We start from the raw sequence: 16,615 nt of genomic DNA, 5'->3' as shown, positions 1-16,615 counted from the left end.
GGCGACGCCAAATATCAATGAATTCAGGTCGTGCTGCGTGCCGCTTCTGCAAGCTGCAGCGCAAGCCGCTGATGCCGCTCAATCAGCGGACCGGTTTCCACTGTCGTGCAGCGGCCGTCGCGCACGACCACGCGGCCGTTGATGATGCTGCACCATACATTCGACGGCGTCGAAAAGACCAGCGCCGCGACCGGATCATGCAGTGCGCCGGCAAATCCGATCTGGTCGAGGCTGAACATCACGATATCGGCCGACATGCCGGGTTTCAGCGCGCCGATATCGTCCCGGTTCAATACCTTGGCGCCGCCCAGCGTCGCAATTTCAAGTGCCTCGCGCGCGGTCATGGCGTCCGGTCCGAAGCCCACCCGCTGCAGCAGCATCGCCTGGCGCACCTCGCCCAGGAGATGGCCCGAATCATTGGAGGCCGAGCCGTCGACGCCAAGGCCGACCGGCACGCCTGCGTCGCGCATCTTGCGCACTGGCGCAATGCCCGACGCCAGCCGCATGTTGGAGCAGGGGCAGTGCGCCACGCCAGTCCCGCTGCGCGCAAACAGCGCAATACCGTCGTCGTCGAGTTGTACGCAGTGCGCATGCCATACATCGTGCCCCACCCAGCCGCAATCCTCCGCATACTGGGCCGGCGTCATGTTGAATTTCTCCCGGCTGTAATCGATGTCGGTCCGGCTCTCTGCAAGATGCGTGTGCAGCGAAACGCCATAATGGCGCGCCATTGCCGCTGACTCCCGCATCAGGTCGCGCGACACCGAGAACGGCGAGCAGGGCGCCACCACGATGCGCCGCATCGCATGGCGGGCCGGGTCATGCCATGTCTCGATCAGGCGCTGCGTATCCTTGAGGATATCGGCTTCCTCTTCCACAACGCGGTCGGGAGGCAGGCCGCCCTTGCTCTGGCCCACGCTCATCGAGCCGCGCGCGGCATGGAAGCGCATGCCGATGCGCTGAGCCGCCTCGATGCTGTGGTCCAGCCTGCATCCGCTCGGATAGATGTACAAGTGATCGCTGGTGGTGGTGCAGCCGGACAGCATCAGTTCCGTCATGGCGGTCAGCGTCGAGACTTCCACCATTTCCGGCGTGAGATTGGCCCAGATCGGATACAGGTTCTGCAGCCAGTTGAACAGCTCGCCGTTCTGTGCGCCGGGAATGACGCGCGTCAGGCTCTGGTACATGTGGTGATGAGTATTCACGAGGCCGGGAAGTACGACGCAACCGCCGGCGTCGATCACCTCGTCCGCCTCCTGCGGCAGGCTTTCGGTGCTGCCGACCTGTTCGATCACGTTGCCGCGCACGAAGACTGCGCCGTCGGCGATCTCGCGCCGGGTATCGTCCATCGTGACGAGGACGCGGGCATGTTTGACAAGGAGGGTTTGGCTCATGATCTGGCCTTCGATAGTTGGAAGCGTTTGTGCGCAGCGGACGCCTGCATTCCCGGTGCGGCAGTCGGCATGCTAACCGATATGCAGGAAATTCCTATCCATGTTGAATGATAGATAAATTATGCAAAACGATATAACGGCCATGTCTTGCGGAATATGAGTACCTTGTCTCGGCGAATGGTTCAGCACTCTTTCACTTGAGGAAGGATTGACAACGTTTTAATAAAATGCGGGCGTGGGCGGTGAGGAAAGATGCATGGTGTTCGTTTTCCTGCCAGCTGCAGGAAGCACAGTTTCCATTCGGCTTGAACCTGCAAATTCCCCTCAAGCACGTCTCGCGCAATTCTTATCGAACCATTCGATTTAATTCGCACGACTCAGCATTTTCTTGTATCGTTCGTTGATAAATGCTGTAGTCGCAACGAAAAATATGCTCTCAATAAATACTTCGACAGACAGTTCTTTCCAAGACATTGCGCCCCCATCCTCCGTTCATGCCGATCAGGGGCTCGCATTCCCTGGCACCGGTCTGCGTGTGCGGGTCTTGCTCATAGACGATCAAGCCATCGTGGCCTATGCCGTCCAGCAATTGATCAAGACTCAGGAGGATATCGAATTCCTTGCAGTCCAGCACGCCGACCGCGCAATGGCTGCCGCATTGCAGTGGCTGCCCACCGTGATCCTGCAGGACCTCGTCATGCCCAATACCGACGGGTTTGAGCTTGTGCGCCGGTTTCGCGAGCATCCGCGCACGCGCGATATTCCCATCGTCGTGCTTTCCACCAAGGAAGATGCGGAGGTGAAAGCGCAGGCCTTCGCCGACGGTGCCAACGACTACCTGATCAAGCTGCCCGCACAGGCGGAAATGCTGGCGCGGCTACGCTATCACTCGGCGGCTTATGTGCATCATCTGCAGCGGGATGCGGCCTATACGCAGCTGAGCCGCGAGCTCAACATGGCGAGGAGAATGCTGCTCGGCCTGCTGCCGGAACCGGGCCATATCGGACCGGCGCATTTCGACTGGCTGTTCCAGGCATCAAGCTACGTCAGCGGCGACTGCTTCGATTATTTCCCGATCGACAGCCGCCACCTGTGCTTCTACGTGGTCGATGTGTCGGGACACGGCGTATCGGCCGCAATGCTGGCTTTCAATGCGCAGCACCAGATTCGCGCATCCGACCGCCAGGCCGCAGCCATGATCGGGCAACATGGCGGCATCGGCCCGGCGGCGGCGGCAATGGTAACGGATTTCAACAACCGTTTCATGCAGATGCGCGAAACCAGCCTCTACCTCACCATGGTGTACGGCATCCTGGACCAGGAAACAGGCGACGTGGCGCTGGTGCAGGCAGGACATCCTCCGGCCATGCTTATGCCGAAGGAAGGACCACCCGTGCCCATCGGTGATGGCGGCTTGCCGATCGGATTTGTCAGCGATACGCAGTATGAAAGCCATCTGCTGCGGCTGGAGCCGGGCGCGCGGCTCTATCTGTATTCCGACGGCATCACGGATTGCCAGAACATGCATGAAGAATGCTACGGCGCCGGCCGCCTGCAACAGGTGCTGGAGTTCGGCCGCAACTTGCCGCTCAAGGATGTCGGAGAGCGCTTGCACCATGCATTGCGCCATTGGCAGGGCGGCATAGACAATTTTGCCGACGACGTCACCTTCCTGGCGATCGAGTTCAAGCCGTGATCCATGCACTCAAACCGCAGGCGGCAATGCGGCGAGCTTGCAGAACCTTGGCCCGCCAATGCGGCCAAAGTGGAAAATAACCCTTCTAGCACTCATGATCGCCGCTCCCATACCTTCCGATGATGCACAGCGCGTGGAGAATCTCGACAGTTACCTCCTCCTGGATACGCCGTTCGAAGCCGTCTTTGATGAAATCGCTTCGCTCGCCGCGAAGATATGCAGCGTTCCCTATGCGCTGATCACGCTGGTCGCCAAAGACCGGCAATGGTTCAAGGCCGCGCATGGCTTGAAGAATCTCAGGGAAACGCCGCGCGACATCAGCTTCTGCGGACACGCCATCCTGCATGACGAAGTCTTCCACGTGCCGGATGCGTCGGAGGATGAACGCTTCAGCGACAACCCCTTCGTCACCGGGGAATTGTCGATCCGGGTCTATGCCGGCATGCCTCTGACCAGCGAAGAGGGCTACAAGCTCGGCACGCTCTGCGTGCTGTCGGATCGTCCGGCCCGGCTCAACGACTGGCAGCTTGAATCCCTCAAGCAACTCTCCACCGTCCTGTCCGCGCTCCTCAAGGCAAGAAAGCGGGAAGCGCGTCTCGCCTTGCTGGGCCAGGTGCTCAATCAGCTCGACGACGAGGTGCTTCTCGTGGACGGGCGCTCGACCGAGTGTATCTATGCCAACGCCGCCGCCTGCGCTGCGCACGACTGCGCCGACACCAGCCTCGCCGGCCGCAAGCTGGCCGATCTCGTGCAGATGGAAGGGCGCCAGGAAAAGGAGCGGCTGGTCGATACCTTCCGCACCGGGCAGCGCGACAGGGCATTGCTGGAACAGCGGCGCGTCGGCCCCGCCGGTGAAGAACGCCACCTGGAACTGAGAATGCAGAGGCTGACGCAGAATGGCCTGCAGGTCATTGTCGCCATCGGCCATGATGTCTCTGAACAGAAAAGGCTGGAACAGGCCCGGGCTGAACTGCATGAAGACCTTGAAAAGCGCAATCTTGAATTGTCGCGTGCCTATGCAAAGCTGAGCGAGGAAATGGCGATTGCGAGGGAAATGCAGCAGCGCTTCCTGCCTGCGCCGAAATGCATCGACAGCGTCCGTTTCGACTGGTTGTTCCGGGCATCGAGCTTTCTCGGGGGAGACATCTTTGACTTCTTCCCGCTGGGGAACCGCTATCTCTGCTTTTACGTTATCGATGTATCCGGGCACGGCCTGTCGGCGTCGCTGCTGGCCTTCTATGCCCAGCGGCAAATGGTGTCCGGCCGCCAGGACATGCTGCAGTTGCTGCAAGCGAAGCAGGGAGATATCGGGCAGGTTGCGCCGATGGTGGTCCGGGATTTCAATTCGCGCTTTACCTCGATGACCGAATCCGGCCTGTACCTGACCATGGTGTTCGGCATCCTCGACCGCGAATCCGGCGAGGTCGCCCTGGTACAGGCAGGGCATCCCCCGGCGCTTCTATGCAGACCGGGTTCGCCCGGCGTCGAAGCGGTAGGCAGTGGCGGTTTGCCTATCGGCATCCTGGACCAGGCCGACTATGAATCCCATTTGCTGCGCCTGGCGCCGGGTACGCGTCTCTACCTGTATTCGGACGGCGTCCCGGATTGCGAGAACGGCGACGACGAAGTGTTCGGCCAGGAGCGCATGGAGCGCGTGCTGTCGCAGACGCGCGACCGGCCGCTGCAGGAAGTCAAGGAGGCGATTAACCAGGCGCTGACCATCTGGCGCGGCGGAGACGAGGGCTACAAGGACGACATCACCTTCCTGAGCATGGAATTCGGGACCGATCCGAAACGCGGCACCGAACAAAGGTTGCCGAATTGAAGGTCCGGTGGCGCAGTCAAGGCAGCAGTCAGGTCGGCAGACAGAGTTTGCTGGCAGGCGCCGTATCGCTTGCAGCCGCGGCAGCCCCGCTGTTCGCAACCGCGTTTCCGGCGCAGGCTTCGGACTGGAACCGGCCTGCGTTGCCCGCGCCGGATACGCACTCCGCAAGCGCGTCCAGAGAGGTACCGACCGCTATCGCACCCTCTGCATTGGCGGTCGACACCGCCGAAGCCGATGCCGGGGCGCGCCCGCTGCGGCTGCGGCTGGGCTTCGATTATCCGCTCCGGACCAGCGCCGGCGGCGATCTCGGCGCCGGCACGCAAGGTTCGCCGGCGGTCTCGCCGACGCTGCAGGCGGAGCTGAGATACAACCCAGTGAGTTACTGGTTCGGCAGCGCTACCTTCTACCGTTATCTGATGGGCGACCGCCAGCGGCCGTGGAATCCGGACTTCACCTATTCCTTCGGCTACGACGACTGGCATCCGAATACCTTCAGCCTGGTCTATGGCAATTACTCGGGTAACCGCCTGCGTCCGGAAGGCGCGGAAACGGTCAGCCGTTTCCGGCAGGGTGTCTGGTCGCTGGGCTACAAGTTCGTGATGCCGCAATTTCTCGATCCGCTGTTCAAGGCCGCGGACGATCACCAGGTCAACTGCAGCGTCAATGCCAACCTGACGCAGCGCTATACCGATCTCGCTACCCAGTCGCTGAAGAAGAACAAGCGCACGCTGTCGCTAGGCTGCCGTTACAGCCTGCCGAACAACCTGTACGCGAATGCCACCGTCTTCCATTACCCGGACCGTGCGCAGCAGCAACCCTGGGATCCGGACTTTACCTACGGCTTCGGTTATTTTGATTGGCTGCCCGGTACTGTTACCATCCAGTACAACAATTACGCCGGAAACCGCTATCCGGGGCGCGAGACGCCCGGGCAGGGCGGTTTCCGGCGCGGAAGCATTTCGGTTTCCTGGTCGGCGAGCTGGTAGGCGGCAGGATGAGCAGGCAAACTTCTTGTCGATGACATGGTCAATCGGGAAAGGATTCCTTGAATGCCGCACCTCAAAAAATAAAATGGAGAAAGCATGGAATTGATTGAAGTCAGCAGGGAACGTGACATCGCCATCATCAAGCCGCAGCTCAAGCGCATCGATGCTTCGGTCGCCCTGTCGTTCAAGGAAGCGGTGCTCAAGGTGGTGGAATCCGGCGAGAAAGCCATCGTCCTCGATCTGGAACTGGTGCAGTTCATGGATTCGAGCGGCCTCGGTGCCATCGTCTCGGTACTAAAGGCGCTGGGCACGCGCGGCCTGCTGGCGGTGTGCAACGTGAAGGGCGCCGTGCTCAGCCTGTTCAAGCTGACCCGGATGGACAAGGTGTTCCTCATCGCGGAAACGCCGTCCGACGCCGTCGACAAGCTGAGCTGAGGAGGCCGGCGTGAAGGCAATGATATTGGCCGCCGGAAAAGGCACGCGCGTACGGCCGCTCACCAACGTGATGCCCAAGCCCATGATTCCGCTGATACGCAAGCCGGTGATGGAGTCCATCATCGAGCACCTCGCGCAGCACGGCTTCGACCAGATATTCATCAATACCAGCTACCTGTCCTCGGCCATCGAAAACTACTTTCGCGACGGCGAGAGGCTGGGCGTGCAGATCGCCTATTCCTATGAAGGCCAGCTGGAGAACGGCCAGTTCGTCGACCGCCCGGTCGGCTCGGCCGGCGGCATGCGCAAGATACAGGATTTCTGCGGCTTCTTCGACAGCACCTTTGCCGTCCTGTGCGGCGACGCGCTGATTGATGTCGACCTGGGCGCGGTCCTGGAATTCCATCGCAGCCGCGGAGCGGCGGCCACCATCGTGACCAAGGCGGTGCCGCTGGAAGAGGTCAGCAAGTACGGCGTGGTGGTGACCGACGACGACGGCCGCGTGAAGAGCTTCCAGGAAAAACCGAAAGCCGAGCAGGCCCTGTCGACCAATGCCAACACCGGCATCTACATTTTCGAGCCTTCGGTATTCGACCATATACCTTCCGGACAGGAATACGATATCGGCGGCCAGCTGTTTCCGGCACTGATCGCGAAGGGCGCTCCGGTCTATGCGGTGGCCCAACCTTTCCAGTGGGTCGATATCGGTTCCGTCACGGACTTCTGGCATGCGACCCGGCTTGCGTTGAGCGGCGAGGTGCGCGGCTACCGCCTGCCCGGCGTCGAAATCCGGCCAGGCGTGCGCGCCGGGCTCGGCATCCGCGTCGACTGGTCGAAAGTCCAGATCAGCGGTCCGGTGTATATCGGCAGCGGCACCTCCATCGGCGACGGCGCAGTGATCGAAGGGCCAGCCGTGATCGGGTCCAACTGCGTGATCGAAGCCGGCGCGCAAGTCAGGGCGAGCATCATCGGCGACTATACGCGCGTGGCATCGGTGGCATCGCTGAGCGAGCGCATTGTTTTTGCCGGCAAGCTGATCGATCCCTACGGCGAGGTGGTCGACATCGCGGACGCCGATATCGGCTGGCTGCTCGACGATGCGCGCAAGGCGCTGATCGATGATCCCGCGCACGACATGCTGCGTGAAATCGTGCAGCAGAGCGAGCCTGCGCAATGAGCGAGCGATGACGATGCCTGCGACGACCGCGCCTGCGGACACTGGCATGCCTTCCCGCATGATCCGCAAGGTCGAGTTCAGCGTGCCTGCCCGGCTGGAGGAGGTGCGGTCCATTGCCGAATCGCTGCGCGCCTTCATGGCCGACGGCATTCCGCCGGAAGCGCGCGACGCCATCGAACTCGGCATCGTCGAAGCGCTGACCAACGTGGTCTCGCATGGCTATGCGGGCATGCACCCGGCGGCGATGCAGCTGCGTTTCGAGCAGTCTCAGGACGCCGCCATAGTGGAACTGTTCGACACCGGCAAGCCGATCCCGCAGGAAAACCTGGACCGCGACAGCGCGGCGCCTTTCGAATTCGACCCCGATGACCTAGCCGCGCTGCCCGAGCATGGAATGGGGCTTGCACTGGTCAGGCTGTCGTTCGACGCCGTCCAGTACCAGTCCGTCGACGGCGTGAATCGCCTGACCATGGCCAAGCGGTTCGGAACAAGCGCGATGGATAAGGAGTCCGATCCTTAACAATGTCCTTTACAGGAAGTGCGAGCGCAACAGCATCGTTACCGATTCATCAAGATAGGCAGGAGCAACGCTTGGCATTCTATTTCAGCAAATTCGAACACCGCAGGCCGCCACCCCCATTGGCGCATTCCCCGGCCATCGAGCTGATATGGCAGTTTCTGGTGGTTGTCGCGCTCATCCTGGGCGCCAACTACATCCGTTGGCGCTGGACCGAATCCCTCAACTTCGATGCCTTGTGGTTCGCCATTCCGCTGGCCCTGGCCGAGACGCTTGCCTATATCGGCCTGGTGCTGTTTGCAATCAATCTATGGCAGGTGCGGGACTATCCGCGTCGTCCTCCGCCGCGCACCCTGGCCGAATGCGCCGACACGCACGGCGACGATGACCGGCCGATCTCGGTCGACATCTTCATCACCACCTACAGCGAAGAGGAAGAGCTGGTGCGGCTGTCGATCCGCGATGCCAAGGCCGTCCGCTATCCGCACCCGATCGACATGCGCGTGCATGTCCTCGACGACGGCCGCCGCCCGCTGATGCGCCAGGTGGCCGAAGAGGAGGGCGTCAATTACATCACCCGCTCCAGCAACATCGGCTTCAAGGCCGGCAACCTGCGCAATGCGATGGAGCATACCAGCGGCGACTTCATCATCATCTGCGACGCCGACACCCGGCTGTTTCCCACTTTCCTGGAACATACGCTCGGCTATTTCCGTGATGTGGATGTCGCCTGGGTGCAGACGCCGCAATGGTTCTACGATATCCCCGAAGGCGAGAGCCTGCCCCGGTGCTGGGAGCGCAAGGCCGGCCGCATCGGGCGCTGGCTGGGCGTCGGCGTGCAGCGTCTGGTCGGGCCGGTGCGCGTAGGCGAAGACCCCTTCGTCAGCGATGCGCAGATGTTCTACGACGTCATCCAGCGCCGGCGCAACTGGGCCAATGCCGCGTTCTGCTGCGGCGCCGGTTCGATCCATCGCCGGGAAGCGGTGATGCAGGCGGCGCTGCGCGCGTATGCCATCAAGGTGGACAAGGAAGTCGAGAAATACGCATCCGACATCAAGGACCCATCGCTGCGCGAAGACTTCAGCGGCGCCATGCGCACCCAGGTGGCGCTGGAAACCGAATTCACGCCTTACAAGTTCCATGTCTCGGAAGACATCTACACCTCCATCGTCCTGCACAACGATGTGGCCCGGCGATGGAAGTCGGTGCTGCATCCTGAGGTGGAATCGAAGATGCTGTCGCCGCAGGACCTGCTGTCCTGGATGATCCAGCGCTTCAAGTATGCCGGCGGCACCCTCGACATCTGCTTCCGCGACAATCCCCTGTTCCAGGGGAAGATGAGCTGGGCCCAGCGGACGATGTACCTGTCGACCTTCTGGTCCTACTTCGGCTGCATCTGGAACATCGTGTTCATCGCCGCGCCGGTCATCTACCTGTTCACCGGCATTCCGCCGCTGTCGTCCTATTCGAACGCGTTCTATCTGCACTCGCTGCCTTTCCTGCTTGCCACCGAACTGGCCTTCATGTTCGGCATGTGGGGCGTGCGCTCCTGGGAGGGCAAGGCATCCTACCTGTCGTTCTTCTCGATCAATTTCCGCGCGCTGTGGACCGTGCTCAAGGGAGAAAAGATCAAGTTTCCGGTGACGCCGAAGGAAAGGCAGGAAGGGAATTTCCTGCATCTCGTGATTCCGCAGATGACCGTGATTGCATTGACGGTCGCCGGCATCGTGTACGGCGCCTACCGGGTGTTCGGCCTCGGGCATTCCCATGAGCTGCAGAGCCTGGTGGTCAATGCCGCATGGGGCCTGAACAATATCCTGGTCATGCTGCCGATGGTCAGGGCAGCGCAATGGACGCCGCCGGAGGAAGACACTCCGGCTGCTTCCGCAACCGAGTCGGCGAGGATCGCATGAACAAGGAAAATCTCTTGCGCGCACGCAGCAATATCGTTTTCATCCTGGCGCTGGCGGTGGGCTTCGCGCTGGTGATGTGGATAGAGAAGCACAGCGGACCGCCGCAGGCGGGTAGCGCATCGGCAAACGCTCAGGGCGCACGGATTCAATACAGCAGCGACATGCCGGCGCCCGCCGAACCGAAACCGCTGAGCGACCAGGAACGGGAATGGGCACGCATCGCCTGGAAATATTTCGACAACAATACCGACCCGAAAACCGGCCTGGTCAATTCCGTCGACAAGTATCAGGCCGCCACTATGTGGGACACCGGGTCCACCATGCTGGCGCTGATTTCGGCGCACCGCCTCGATCTGCTGGCGGAAAAGGAATTCGATGCGCGCATGTCGAAACTTCTCGACTCCCTGGCCGGCATGCCGCTGTATGACAACCTGCTGCCGAACAAGTCCTACAGCACCGCCACGCTGGAAATGGTCGACTATACGGGCAAGCCGGCGGCGCAGGGCATCGGCTGGTCTGCCATCGATATCGGCCGCATGCTGGTGCCGCTGACCATTGTGGCCTGGAATTTTCCGCAGCATACCGAGGCCGCGCGGCGCGTCGTCGGCCGCTGGCAGCTGGCGCGAATGTCGCGCGACGGCGCGCTGGTCGGCGTTCACGAGACCGAAGGCGGCAAGCTTGAGCTGCTGCAGGAAGGCCGTCTAGGCTATGAGCAATATGCGGCCAAGGCCGCCGCGCTGCTCGGGACGGATGCCGCCGAGGCGCTCGACTACAAGGCGCAGCTCGAATTTGCGGACGTGTACGGCATCAAGGTGCCGCATGACCGCCGCGACGCGCGAACCTCGGGCGGGCACAACTACGTAGTCAGCGAACCCTATCTGCTCGACGGCCTGGAATTCGGCGGCGACCGCATCTCGCGCGAATTCGCATGGCGGGTTTTCCGGGCGCAGGAGGAGCGCTTCCGCCAGACCGGAAAGCTGACCGCCGTCACCGAGGACCACGTGGACCAGGCGCCCTACTTCGTCTACAACACCGTGTTTAGCAACGGCAAGACGTGGAACACGCTGACAGAGAAGGGCGAGGATGCCGGCCGGTTGCGCAGCCTGAGCGTCAAGGCGGCATTCGGCTGGCATGCACTTTACCGCAATGACTACTCCGGCAAGCTGATCAAGGAAGTCGCAGCACTGTATGATCCGCAGCGCGGCTGGTATGCGGGCAAATATGAAGAAGGCGGCGCAGCCAACAAGGCGCTCACCGCCAATACCAATGCCGTCGTGCTGGAAAGCCTGGCCTATATCGCCGGCGGACGGCTGCTCGGCCATGCACAGGGAGAAAAACCATGATGCGATCCTGCATCGCTGCCGCTGCCGCCGGCTTGCTGCTTTGTTCCCAGGCTCCGTCGATGGCCGCCGGCTGCATCAGCGGCGAACTGCCGGCAGCGCGCTATGTCCAGCGCAGCGGCCCGCTCAACGAGGCGGAAATGAATATGGCCCGCATCGCCTGGAAGTATTTCGAGAACAACCTGCAGCCGGAATCGGGACTGGTGAATGCGGTGGACGGATATCCTTCCACCACCATGTGGGACACGGCTTCCTACCTGGCCGCCATTGTCGCCGCGCATGAGCTTGGGATCATCGAACGCAGGCAGGCGAGCGAGCGGATCTCCGCCGCGGTAAACACCTTCAACCGCATGGCCTTCTTCCGCGACGAGCTGCCGAACAAGGTGTATCACACCAAGACGGTCGAGAAGTCCGACTATGCCAACAAGCCCGGTGAGATCGGCTATTCCGCCATCGACCTCGGCCGGCTGCTGATCTGGCTTAGGATCGTCAAGGAGCGCTATCCGGAGCAGGCTGACCCGATCGACCGTTTTGTGCTGCGCTGGAACTTCGATCACATCGTAGACCGCAGCGGCATTCTGTACGGCTCTCGCCTCAATGAAAAGAAGCAGGTCGAGTATGTGCAGGAAGGCCGCCTCGGCTACGAAGAGTATGCGGCCAAGGGTTTCGAACTGTGGGGCATATCCACTGAAATGGCGTCGAAGCCGGAGCCGTATGAATTCGTGAATACGCATTGCGTCGACGTGCCTTTCGACTCGCGCGATCCGCGCAAGACCTATCAGCATAATTACGTGGTGTCCGAAAGCTATGTGCTCGACGGCATGGAATTCAATTGGGATCTGCCGCTTGACCGCGACACCAATGATCGCCGCCACAGCCACGGGTGGATGCGCGAATTTGCGCAGCGCGTCTACCAGGCGCAGGAAAACCGCTATCGCGACACCGGCATCATCACGGCCCGTTCCGAGCACCAGCTCGATCAGGAGCCCTATTTCGTGTACGACACGGTGTACTCGGACGGCTTTACCTGGAACACCATCACCGACACCGGCAAGCATGTACCGCAGTTCTCGGCGATCTCGCTCAAGGCTGCGCTCGGCATGTGGGTGATGTGGAAGTCCGACTATACCGATTTGCTGTTCAACACCATCGCCAAGACTTATGACCCGGCAAAGGGCTATTACGAGGGCATACTCGAAAACGGCAAGGGACCGATCAAGACCTTCACTGCGAACAACAACGGCATCATGCTCGAAGCCTTGCTGTACAAGGCCAAGGGCAAGCTGCTCAAGTGGGGCGAACGCCGGACGGGCCTCTGGGAAAGAACCGCCGGCAACGCCTATGGCGACAAGGCGCGCACGCGCTTCAACATGCGCCTGAACGAGGCGGCCTCCTGCGGCGGAGCGGGACCATGCTGAAGCGGCGCGCATTGTCGGCCGCCTGCGCACTGGCGGCGGGCGCGCTGCTGGCTGGATGCGGCGTGGTTTCAAGCCAGCTGGGCAAGGCCAGGGACGCCGCGCTGCATGAAGGCGACGTGGGCCGCTACGGCCGCCTGAATGCGCAGGAACTGCAATGGGCCAAGGTCGCCTGGCGCTATTTCGAAAACAACACAAATCCCGACAACGGACTGGTCAATTCCTTCGACCGCTATCCGACCTTCTCGATGTGGCATGCGGCTGATTACATGGCCGCGCTCGCCGCCGCACATGATTTCGGCTTGATCGATGCGCGCGAATTCGACTCGCGCATGTCGCGCCTGCTGAAATTCCTCAACACCATGGACCTGTCCGAGGGTAGCGTTCCCAACAAGCTCTACAACTCGCTGACCGGAAAAATGGTCAGCTATGCCAATCAGCCGGGCGATATCGGATGGTCGGCTATCGAGGTCGGCCGGTTGCTGACCTGGATGAGGATCATCGGCGGCCGTTATCCGCAATACCAGGAATATTTCGACAAGGCGGTGCTGCGCTGGAATTTCTGCCAGGTGATCGACAACTGCGGCGCCATGTCCGGCGTCTCGCGCGAGAATGGCCAGCGCAGCAGCTACCAGGAGGGCAGGCTGGGTTATGAACAGGTCGGAGCGGCCGGTTTTGCCGCCTGGGGATTCGATGCGTCGCGCATCTGGAATTCACCCCGGATCGAGAGCGTCACCATACTCGGCGTGCGCGTGCCCTATGATGCGCGCGATCCGCGCATCACCGGCGCCCCGAGCAGCGCGCTGACCATGCCCTATGTGCTGATGGGCATGGAACTGGGCTGGCGCTATCCGGGCGGCGTCGATGCGCCACCTGCTGGAGCCGACTACCGCGACATGGCCGAGCGCATCTACCGGGCGCAGGAAGCGCGCTTCCGCCGCGAAGGCGTGCTGACCGCGCGCAGCGATTACCAGATGCGCGAGCCGCCCTATGCGGTGACCGACGGCGTATTCGTGTCGGGCTTTCCCTGGAATACGGTAGGTGCAGACGGCAAGGAATATGAAAAACTGGCGCTGGTTTCCACCCGCGCCGCATTCGGCATGTGGGTGCTGTGGCCGGGGGAGTACACCGATCGCCTGATGCAGGCGGTGCAGCCGCTCCATCATCCCGAGCGCGGCTGGTTCGAAGGCCGGCTCGAACACAGCGGCGCGGTGCTGGAAACCGTATCCCTGTCCACCAACGCAATGGTACTGGAGACGCTGTTGTTCAAGGTCAGGGGGAGGCTGATGCCGGACGAGACCAGGAAAGGCTATTTCGCGCGCAAGCTCGACGATCCGTTTGCGCGTCCCAATCAGTGCCTCCCTTCGGAGCGGCCCATGTGCACGCCGATCCCGGCAGCGGCGCGCTAGCCATGTTATGAGTTTGGATCGGTGTTACTTGCCGATCCAGACCGAGCTGTATTCGGCCTTGCCGCTTGTGCCGTCGTAATAACCGGGGAAATGGATCGCCGTGTCGAGATTGTCGCCATACCAGGCATTCATCATCAGCTTCATCGGCACGGCAAGGCTGACCGCTTCCCGGCGCACCTCGATCCATTGTCCGGCATCGTTCATCACATGCCAGGCAATTGCATCCGGCTGCCAGATGAAACGGTATTTGCGGCTGCGCTGGTAAGGATCGATGCCGAGCGCGGCCAGATCGATATCGCGTGGCGATTGCACTCCGGCGACCCAGAAATTGGTATGCAGCAGCGACGTTCCACCGATGAACTCGATATCGATTTCATGATGCGTGCTCGTCCGCGAAGTGCCGTCGTAGAGGAAAAACGAGCTGACGGTGCCGCGCACATCGGACGGCTTCATGTCCACGACGAAGCTGCCGTATTGCCAGGTTTGCCTGGTGCGTACCTCGGCGCACTTGCCGGAATTGCCGGAAAAACTCAGGCGCAGCACGCCCTTGCTCTTCGAGACGTCCTGGTCGGAGAAGGTGCAGCCGAACGGATGGCCGTTGACCCAGGTCGCAATCTCCCATGCGCTGCCCAGACTTCCCTTGCCGCTGAAATCGTCATAAAACAGTTGTGTGGACTGTGCATTCACACCGGCTCCCGCAGTCAGGCCCACCAGGCCCAGCACGCATGCCAAGGCCGCAAATCGCTGTTTGACCTTCATTCTTCAGTTTCACTTCATGCCAATTGGATAAACCGGCAATCCAGCGGCGGTGTGGCCATTGGGAAAACGGAGGCACCTCGCTGATATTGCCATCTGGAAACCATATCATGGAAGGAGGCTTGGACAGGGATAAGTGAAGAGGCCGCGCAGCGATGCGGCAAAAATTGTGGCTGGAAATCCACAAGACTTGTTGAGGTGTCAGATCGCTTGCGCCCTGACTTGATTGCCGATTCCGGACGAAATTGCTCTAACGCGGAATCCAGCGGAACAGGAAGCGGGTCTTCACCATCGCCCAGCACAGCAGCAGCATGCCGGCATGGATCGCTGTATTGATCCACACATTGTCCATTGCCGGCAGCGGTGTGTTCGAAATCAGCAGGATCAGATAGATATGCACGAAGAAAACATACATGGATTCCTGGCCGAGCGGAATGAACAGCCAGCCCAGGCTGCGTTCGATCGGCTTCCAGGCTGCGGTCAGCAACGCAAACAGGCTGATCAGCAACACCAGGGTATTGAGCAACCGGCCCGGTCCCAAGTTGTATTTGACGAAATAGCTTTGATACCACTGCAGGAAGACGTCCGGCGGGATGAAGGTCGCGACTGCCCAGCGCGGAAGCGTGTCGAGCGGATGGTTGAGCGAAAAGGCCGCGAATAGCATCGACGAGACAATGCACAAGCCCAGCAGCGTATGGCCCGTCCTGGTGAGAAAGAACCGAAGAATGCGTTGCTTGTGATATCCGGCTGCGACGCCATGCACGAAGATCAGCTGCCATGCCATCAGCGGGAATGCATATTCGAATTGGCCACCGGTGATTCTCAATGCGGCCGCGCCGGGTTCCGGCTCCAGTGCAAAGTAATTGATCAGATACGCCGCCCAGCTCAGCACAAGGAGCGAGCCGGTCCGGCCGCGGTAAATTGCCGAAAAGATGATCGGCGTGAGCAGGAACAGTACGACATAGAGGCCGACAACCTGGAACTGGTCTGGCACCGCCTTGAGAAGCAATACTTCGAAGAAAGTCAGCACACCGTTGTCCGCCGGGGGATACAGCGCATAGCTCCGTCCGCTGACCGGATCGGTGAAACTCGTGAGAGCGGTGGTGTCAAGTCCTGGAACAAGTCGCAGCAAGGCAACGGATCCGGCGACGAGGATCGCCAGCTTGTAGAGCGTCCAGGCGCGGCGGAACAGCTTGATGTTGCAAGGCCCGGGTCCTTCGCTCTTCAGTTTCTTGCCGTAGACCGCGCCGGTGACGATGCCCGCCAGGATGATGAAAGCTTCCGCCGATGACACGACGCCAACCCTTTCCCAGGCAATCAGGGCGAACCAGGATTGATAGCGAAAATGAGTCGTAAACAGTAGGACGAAGACCAGTCCGCGCATGAAGTCGATACGCAGATCGCGCGTGGCGTCCGACTCGGCATAGCGCCATGGATGACGAGACGAATGGAGCGGTATAGCGACGGCGTTTCCACTCAAATTGAATCTCCCGAGGTGTCCTTCAGCCTGATCAGTGATCGAATGCAGCGCCATGTGTCTTTACGAAAAGACATTGCATTGGATTGACTGGTCAATCCATTAACAAGACCATGCGTGGGCAAAATGATTCCGGGATTTGGAGAAGGGTATTGCATACGCCGCGAGCAGCCTTGCAAAGCATCCGCAGCAAGGAAGCGCAACGAATCTATGCGTCGGGTTGGCTATTGCGAAGTCCTGGGTTTTTCATGGGCGCATGTCATTGTCTGCAGCCC

Annotated in this window: 13 protein-coding genes; 10 read left to right on the top strand and 3 right to left on the bottom strand. The window is 60.8% G+C overall.

Annotation, left to right across the window (positions count from 1 at the left end; all coding sequences use genetic code 11):
• Positions 1-23: 23 nt before the first annotated feature.
• On the bottom strand, positions 24-1,394 hold the full coding sequence (locus RY831_RS22365) for an 8-oxoguanine deaminase (protein ID WP_326508593.1): 1,371 nt from the start codon (positions 1,392-1,394) through the stop codon (positions 24-26).
• A gap of 544 nt (positions 1,395-1,938) precedes the next feature.
• Here RY831_RS22365 and RY831_RS22360 point away from each other — a divergent pair.
• The 10 genes from RY831_RS22360 (at position 1,939) to RY831_RS22315 (ending at position 14,107) form a co-directional block, all read left to right on the top strand.
• Positions 1,939-3,090, top strand: coding sequence for a PP2C family protein-serine/threonine phosphatase (locus RY831_RS22360; RefSeq protein WP_326508592.1), 1,152 nt, complete (start codon positions 1,939-1,941; stop codon positions 3,088-3,090).
• 94 nt (positions 3,091-3,184) lie between these two features.
• The gene (locus RY831_RS22355; RefSeq protein WP_326508591.1) at positions 3,185-4,915 is read left to right on the top strand and encodes a SpoIIE family protein phosphatase; all 1,731 of its coding nucleotides are present in this window, start codon (positions 3,185-3,187) and stop codon (positions 4,913-4,915) included.
• A gap of 47 nt (positions 4,916-4,962) precedes the next feature.
• Positions 4,963-5,901 carry a hypothetical protein gene (locus RY831_RS22350; protein WP_326508590.1) on the top strand — a complete coding sequence of 313 codons (939 nt, stop codon included), beginning with the start codon at positions 4,963-4,965 and terminating at the stop codon, positions 5,899-5,901.
• A gap of 96 nt (positions 5,902-5,997) precedes the next feature.
• Positions 5,998-6,336, top strand: a complete 339-nt coding sequence (locus RY831_RS22345) for an STAS domain-containing protein (RefSeq protein ID WP_326508589.1) — start codon at positions 5,998-6,000, stop codon at positions 6,334-6,336.
• A 19-nt stretch (positions 6,337-6,355) separates the two neighbouring features.
• Positions 6,356-7,513, top strand: a complete 1,158-nt coding sequence (locus RY831_RS22340) for a nucleotidyltransferase family protein (protein WP_326508629.1) — start codon at positions 6,356-6,358, stop codon at positions 7,511-7,513.
• A gap of 7 nt (positions 7,514-7,520) precedes the next feature.
• Positions 7,521-8,033, top strand: a complete 513-nt coding sequence (locus tag RY831_RS22335; protein ID WP_326508588.1) for an ATP-binding protein — start codon at positions 7,521-7,523, stop codon at positions 8,031-8,033.
• A gap of 71 nt (positions 8,034-8,104) precedes the next feature.
• A complete protein-coding gene (locus RY831_RS22330; protein WP_326508587.1) occupies positions 8,105-9,943 on the top strand; it encodes a glycosyltransferase family 2 protein in 1,839 nt (612 codons plus the stop codon).
• Complete coding sequence (locus RY831_RS22325; protein WP_326508586.1) at positions 9,940-11,286, top strand: DUF3131 domain-containing protein; 1,347 nt, start codon at positions 9,940-9,942, stop codon at positions 11,284-11,286. The genes RY831_RS22330 and RY831_RS22325 overlap by 4 nt, the downstream gene beginning before the upstream one ends.
• Positions 11,283-12,701 carry a DUF3131 domain-containing protein gene (locus RY831_RS22320; protein ID WP_326508585.1) on the top strand — a complete coding sequence of 473 codons (1,419 nt, stop codon included), beginning with the start codon at positions 11,283-11,285 and terminating at the stop codon, positions 12,699-12,701. The genes RY831_RS22325 and RY831_RS22320 overlap by 4 nt, the downstream gene beginning before the upstream one ends.
• A complete protein-coding gene (locus RY831_RS22315) occupies positions 12,695-14,107 on the top strand; it encodes a DUF3131 domain-containing protein (protein ID WP_326508584.1) in 1,413 nt (470 codons plus the stop codon). The genes RY831_RS22320 and RY831_RS22315 overlap by 7 nt, the downstream gene beginning before the upstream one ends.
• A gap of 24 nt (positions 14,108-14,131) precedes the next feature.
• Here the strand turns inward: RY831_RS22315 and RY831_RS22310 are convergent, their stop codons facing one another.
• Together RY831_RS22310 and opgC are read right to left on the bottom strand one after the other, a co-directional pair.
• Positions 14,132-14,866, bottom strand: a complete 735-nt coding sequence (locus tag RY831_RS22310; RefSeq protein ID WP_326508583.1) for a family 16 glycosylhydrolase — start codon at positions 14,864-14,866, stop codon at positions 14,132-14,134.
• A 247-nt stretch (positions 14,867-15,113) separates the two neighbouring features.
• On the bottom strand, positions 15,114-16,343 hold the full coding sequence (opgC, locus tag RY831_RS22305) for an OpgC domain-containing protein (RefSeq protein ID WP_326508582.1): 1,230 nt from the start codon (positions 16,341-16,343) through the stop codon (positions 15,114-15,116).
• Between the last annotated feature and the right edge of the window lie 272 nt (positions 16,344-16,615).

The sequence above is a fragment of the Noviherbaspirillum album genome, assembly GCF_035916955.1.
Taxonomy (GTDB): Bacteria; Pseudomonadota; Gammaproteobacteria; order Burkholderiales; family Burkholderiaceae_D; genus Noviherbaspirillum; species Noviherbaspirillum album.
The sequence above is the reverse complement of the archived record's forward strand: the minus strand, read 5'-3'. Positions and strand labels throughout refer to the sequence as shown.

Excerpts from the sequence above, each read along its gene's own strand:
- RY831_RS22365 (WP_326508593.1), bottom strand. The coding sequence starts at position 1,394 with ATGAGCCAAACCCTCCTTGTCAAACATGCCCGCGTCCTCGTCACGATG.
- RY831_RS22355 (WP_326508591.1), top strand. The coding sequence starts at position 3,185 with ATGATCGCCGCTCCCATACCTTCCGATGATGCACAGCGCGTGGAGAAT.
- RY831_RS22345 (WP_326508589.1), top strand. The coding sequence starts at position 5,998 with ATGGAATTGATTGAAGTCAGCAGGGAACGTGACATCGCCATCATCAAG.
- RY831_RS22340 (WP_326508629.1), top strand. The coding sequence starts at position 6,356 with ATGATATTGGCCGCCGGAAAAGGCACGCGCGTACGGCCGCTCACCAAC.
- RY831_RS22335 (WP_326508588.1), top strand. The coding sequence starts at position 7,521 with ATGACGATGCCTGCGACGACCGCGCCTGCGGACACTGGCATGCCTTCC.
- RY831_RS22325 (WP_326508586.1), top strand. The coding sequence starts at position 9,940 with ATGAACAAGGAAAATCTCTTGCGCGCACGCAGCAATATCGTTTTCATC.
- RY831_RS22320 (WP_326508585.1), top strand. The coding sequence starts at position 11,283 with ATGATGCGATCCTGCATCGCTGCCGCTGCCGCCGGCTTGCTGCTTTGT.
- RY831_RS22315 (WP_326508584.1), top strand. The coding sequence starts at position 12,695 with ATGCTGAAGCGGCGCGCATTGTCGGCCGCCTGCGCACTGGCGGCGGGC.
- RY831_RS22310 (WP_326508583.1), bottom strand. The coding sequence starts at position 14,866 with ATGAAGGTCAAACAGCGATTTGCGGCCTTGGCATGCGTGCTGGGCCTG.